Origin of the sequence: Saccharopolyspora spinosa NRRL 18395, from assembly GCF_000194155.1 — a bacterium.
Classification (GTDB): Bacteria; Actinomycetota; Actinomycetes; order Mycobacteriales; family Pseudonocardiaceae; genus Saccharopolyspora; species Saccharopolyspora spinosa.
The window spans coordinates 153,518-158,429 of sequence record NZ_GL877881.1; the positions used below are offsets into that span (position 1 = coordinate 153,518).

At 66.3% G+C, this 4,912-nt stretch carries 6 protein-coding genes; all 6 read right to left on the reverse strand.

Translation table 11 applies throughout. From position 1 onward, the window contains the following. On the reverse strand, positions 1-935 hold a 935-nt coding region (locus SSPN_RS60875; protein WP_010313835.1), incomplete at its 3' end, for a hypothetical protein. Positions 936-937: 2 nt separating this feature from the next. Then, positions 938-1,132, reverse strand: a complete 195-nt coding sequence (locus SSPN_RS0134055) for a hypothetical protein (protein WP_420188567.1) — start codon at positions 1,130-1,132, stop codon at positions 938-940. A gap of 20 nt (positions 1,133-1,152) precedes the next feature. Further along, a complete protein-coding gene (locus tag SSPN_RS0134060) occupies positions 1,153-1,383 on the reverse strand; it encodes a hypothetical protein (protein WP_010313840.1) in 231 nt (76 codons plus the stop codon). A gap of 711 nt (positions 1,384-2,094) precedes the next feature. Further along, entirely contained in the window at positions 2,095-2,364 is a 270-nt protein-coding gene (locus tag SSPN_RS0134075) for a hypothetical protein (protein WP_010313842.1), read from the reverse strand. Between the two features lie 1,516 nt (positions 2,365-3,880). Then, positions 3,881-4,288, reverse strand: coding sequence for a hypothetical protein (locus SSPN_RS0134080; protein ID WP_237710891.1), 408 nt, complete (start codon positions 4,286-4,288; stop codon positions 3,881-3,883). Continuing rightward, positions 4,267-4,912 (reverse strand): hypothetical protein (locus SSPN_RS52660; protein ID WP_337466389.1); only part of this gene is annotated, 646 nt, incomplete at its 5' end. The genes SSPN_RS0134080 and SSPN_RS52660, both read right to left, overlap by 22 nt.

Here is a 4,912-nt window from a genome sequence, read left to right on the forward strand (position 1 = left end):
GCCTGCTGGCAGTTCACCTGATAACGCTCATCACCGGAATGATAATTCGCCTGATTCACCCCCGGCAGGAACCGATCCCAAGACCCAACCGACTCACCCCCCGCTACCGGATCTGCGACACCCAACACACCAGACTCCACCGCATCCCCCGCATCCGGCCACACCGCATCCCCAAACAACCCAACGGAACCCTCCAAGTCGTGGTAGTCGGGGAGGAAACCAGCGAAATCATCCACGCCGGCAACCGACCCAACACCGCCGGGACCCGCAGCATCGTCACCGGTATCCTGTCCCAGGAACGCGGGCAACTCATTCGCGATGAACTCCTCATAAGCACCCTCGCCCAGCATCGCCCCAGCATCCGCCGCACCTTGGGGCACCTGCACCGCTTCTAAATCCGCCACCGCCTGATCAAGCCACGCGTCCAGATCGACGTCAGCCGACCACGTGTCCAAGTCGTCCTGATCAGCCCCAGTCCACCCCGATACTCCCTCCGGACCCTCAATCCGTTCGCCAGCAGCCTTTCCGGTCCGGTACCGATCCGCGTCCGCATCCTTCCTTTTCTGCCACTTCTGCCACTGCTGTGCCTTCGGCCGGAGCTCCGCCAGCTCCACCTCCTGCTCCACAGTCAGCGGCCCCCGCTCGTCCAACGCCTCCAACACCGCAACACGAGCGGCAGCAACCTTTCCCGCCCGGTACCAATCCGTAGCAAATTCCCTCTGTTTCTGCTTCTGATGCGCCGCCTCCGGTTGGAGCTCTTTCAGCTCCACCTCCTGCTCCTCCGTCAGCGGGCCCTGCTCCGCCAACGCCTCCAACTCCGCAACACGGGCAACAGCAGCCTTTCCCGTCCTGCGATAATTCACGGCAGATTCTTTCTTTTTCCGCCACTGCTGTGCCTTCGGCCGGAGCTCCGCCAGCTCCGCCTCCTGCTCCACAGTCAGCTCGGCTGGAACTCCGCCAACTCCGCCTCCTGCTCCTCAGTCAGCTGCTCCCGCTCCTTCAACTCCTCCAACACCGCAACCCGATCAGCAGCAGCCTTTCGCTTTCGGTGATACTTCGCGTCCGTTTCCTTCCTTTTCTGCCGCCGTTGCGCCTTCGGCCGGAGCTCCGCCAACTCCGCCACCTGCTCCACAGTCAACGGCCCCTGCTCCTTCAACGCCTCCAACTCCACAAAACGATCGGCAGCAGCCTTCCCCTCCCGGTTATAATTCGCGCGCCCTTCAACGCCTCCAACTCCACAACCCGAGCGGCAGCAACCTTTCTCGCCCGGTACCGCTCCGCGAACCCTTCCTTCCTTTTCTGCCACTGCTCCGCCTTCGGCCGAAGCCCCGCCAACTCCACCTCCTGCTCCACAGTCAGCCCCTCCAACGCCTCCAACTCCACAACACGATCGGCTTCGGTCTTTCTCGCCCTGTGATACTTCGCGTCCCATTTCTTCCTTTTCTCGTCGCCGTGAGCACCCCACTCCCACCATCACCCGGACTCCAGGAAACAGCCCCAACAGCCGCAGCAGCGTCCACCTTCCGGCGCTTAACCCCCCGCGAACTCTCCCCAGCCTTCCCTCGCGAACCCTCGCCAGCCTCCCCCCACGAACTCCCCGCACTCGCGCCAGCTTTCCCCGCCACCGGCCCAACGCGAGGCTGACGCTTCGGACCCGTCACCACGGCCGGCAACCCAGACCCCCCACCCTGAGCACCCCACCTACATCCGCCACCGCCCGAACATGCCACCCACCCAGATCAATGTCAGCCGACCACACGTCCACGTCGTCCTGATCAGCCTTAGTCCACCCCGATACCCCCTCCGGCCTAGCACCCCTCCCGACCACCGGGCCACCCACCCCGGTCTCCGTCACGCCCAGGGCCTTCTTCTTCCGCCCCGCCACCTTCGACCGGAGCCTGCCACTGCTGCGCCTTCGGGCGGAGCTCCGCCAGCTCCGCCGCCTGCGCCTCAGTCAGCCCCTCCAACGCCTCCAACACCGCAACACGGACAGCAGCAGCCTTTCTCGCCCGGTTCCATTCCGCTTTCTCTTCCTTCTTTTTCTGCCACTGCTGCGCCTTCGGGCGGAGCTCCGCCAGCTCCGCCGCCTGCGCCTCAGTCAGCCCTCTTCTTCCGCCCCCACTGCTGCGCCTTCGGCTGGAGCTCCGCCAACTCCGCCTCCTGCTCCACAGTCAACGACCCCTGCCCCTTCAACACCTCCAACTCCACAACCCGACCAGCAGCGACCTTTCCCGTCCGTTGATACGTCGCGTCTCTTTCCTTCTGTTTCTGCCTCTGCTGCGCCACCTTCGGCTGGAGCTCCGCCAACTCCGCCTCCTGCTCCACAGTCAGCGGCCACTGCTCCGCCAACTCCTCACTCCACACCGGACCACCCCACCCCGCTCGGACTGGATTCGGCAGAATCCCCCACCAACGGGCCCCCCAACGTCCGAGGGTCATACCCACCCCGCACGATCCACCCCGCCGCCAACTCATCATCACCAGACCAGCCCCCCTGCCTCGCCCCATCGATCTCACGACGCAGATCCCACGCCGACCACTGCCGCACCGGCATCCCACCGGTATCCCGCATCGTGTCCGTGGCAGACCTGATCGTCGCCCCGGGCTGTGCGGATACGAGGCCACCTGCGACCCCTCCGCCGACCGTGTCACCGAATCCGCCGACACCGCAGCAACACCCAGACGATGCGAATCCCCACGCCCCGCAACCGAGACCGGAATCCCCATCGCGGCCGATCAAGCCATCCACCGAGGACCCATGCTCCGGGAACACCACACGACCGTCGGAGTCCACGACAGACTCAGAACTGACAGTCTCCGCCAGCGCGGCATTCGCGGGCACACCAGAAACATTCGGGGTCACCGCCAGTGAGTCCGGCGTCTGCGAGGCATGCACCTCCAGCGGCCGGTTCGCAGACACATCCCCACCAAGCCCCCGGACCCCCCCCCCGGCCTAGCCGAACCATCCGCACCGAACACCGTCCACCGCGGCCCACGCCCACCCGGCCCCGGCATCAACGCGACAACATCACGCCCCATAGCCCGCGCCAGGGCCGAACCCTGACCAGACGACACCGCCACACCTGCACCTGGATTGCCCTGCGCGACCAGCAGCACAGGCCCACCCGGGGAATCCGCGACACCATCCCGCACGAACTCCACCAACCCCCCACGAGCAACCACCTCCGCGCCGGCACCAGACCACCGGACCCACCCACCGGCCTAGCCGAACCATCCGCACCGAACACCATCCACTGCGGCCCACGCCCACCCTGCCCCGGCATCACCGCGACAACATCACGCCCCACGCCCTGGGCCAGGGCCGAACCCTGACCCGGCGAGACCACCGCACCTGCACCTGCACCTGCACCCGGATTGCCCTGCGCGACCAGCAGCACAGGCCCACCCGGGGAAACCGCGACACCACCCCGCACGAACTCCACCAACCCGCCACCAGCAGCGGCCGGTTCCCAGGCACATCCACACCATCCACGCCCGCCACTGCCTGATCATCACCGGCAACCAGACTGTACGGCGGAGGCGATGTCACCGACCGGCCCGAACCAAAACCCGCTACCGCATCAGGATATGCAGGCGGCGGCGTACCCGGCCGTTCCTGCCCAGAACCCTGCATCACCTGAACACCACCCATCGCATCCCCGCCCCTCACACCGCCACCAGCACCCGCCTTACCACCGCCATCAGCACCCTCCACCCCGCCCACCGCCACCCACCGACCCGACACCACCCACCCGCCCACCACCAGGCCAGGACAACCGCCGTCGCGCGCCACCCCGCCCCGAACGTTCCTCCTGAACCCTCTCCAACCCCGATCTCACCCCCTCACCCCGCACCTCCACACCGGACCACCCCACCCCGCTCAGGCTGGATTCGGCAGAATCCCCCACCAACGGGCCCCCCAACGTCCGAGGGTCATACCCACCCCGCACGATCCACCCCGCCCCGCCAACTCCTCCAACACCGCAACACAGGCAGCAGCAGTCTTTCCCGCCCCGTACCAATCCGCGTGCCCGTCCTTTGGTTTCTGCCACTGCTGCGCCTTCGGCCGAAGCTCCGACAGCTCCGCCTCCTGCTCCACCGTCAGCGGCCCCTGCTCCGCCAACGCCTCCAACTCCACAACCCGGGCTGCAGCGGCCCTTCCCGCCCGGGCCCGCGCCGCGTTATAGTCATTTTTTTTCTGCTTCTGCTGCGCCTTCTGCTGCGCCTTCGGCTGGAGTTCCGCCAGCTCCGCCTCCTGCTCCCCAGTCAGCGGCCCCTGCTCCGCCAACGCCTCCAACTCCGCAACACGATCGGCAGCAGCCTACCACCCATCGCATCCCCGCCCCTCACACTGCCACCAGCACCCGCCCTACCACCGCCACCAGCACCCTCCTTACCACCCTGAACATCCTTACCGTCCTTGCCATCCACAACAGCGGATACCACGGGGCCTTTACCGGAGGGCACCGGCACCGCAGCCGAATCCACCGGCCCGACCGGGAAAACGGAATCCACATCAGACTGTCTCGAACCATCGGAAGTATCGGAGGCATCGGATGGGGTGAACGTGTTGTCCACAACACGATCGACAGCAGCCCTTCCCTCCCGGGACCGCTTCGCGCTCTTTTCCTTCTTTTTCTGCTTCCGCTGTGCCTTCGGCCTAAGCTCGGCCAACTCCGCCTCCTGCTCCAGAGTCAGCGGCCCCTGCTCCGCCAACGCCTCCAACACCGCAACACGATCGACAGCAGCCTTTCTCGCCTGGTAATGCTTCGCGCTCCTTGCCTTCTGTTTCCGTTTCCGCTCCGCACTCGGGTCCTGCGGTGCTGCCTGCTCCGTCGGCGCCCCACTCCCACCATCACCCGGACTCCCGGAAACAGCCCCAACAGCAGCGGCCGCGTCCACCTTCCGCCGC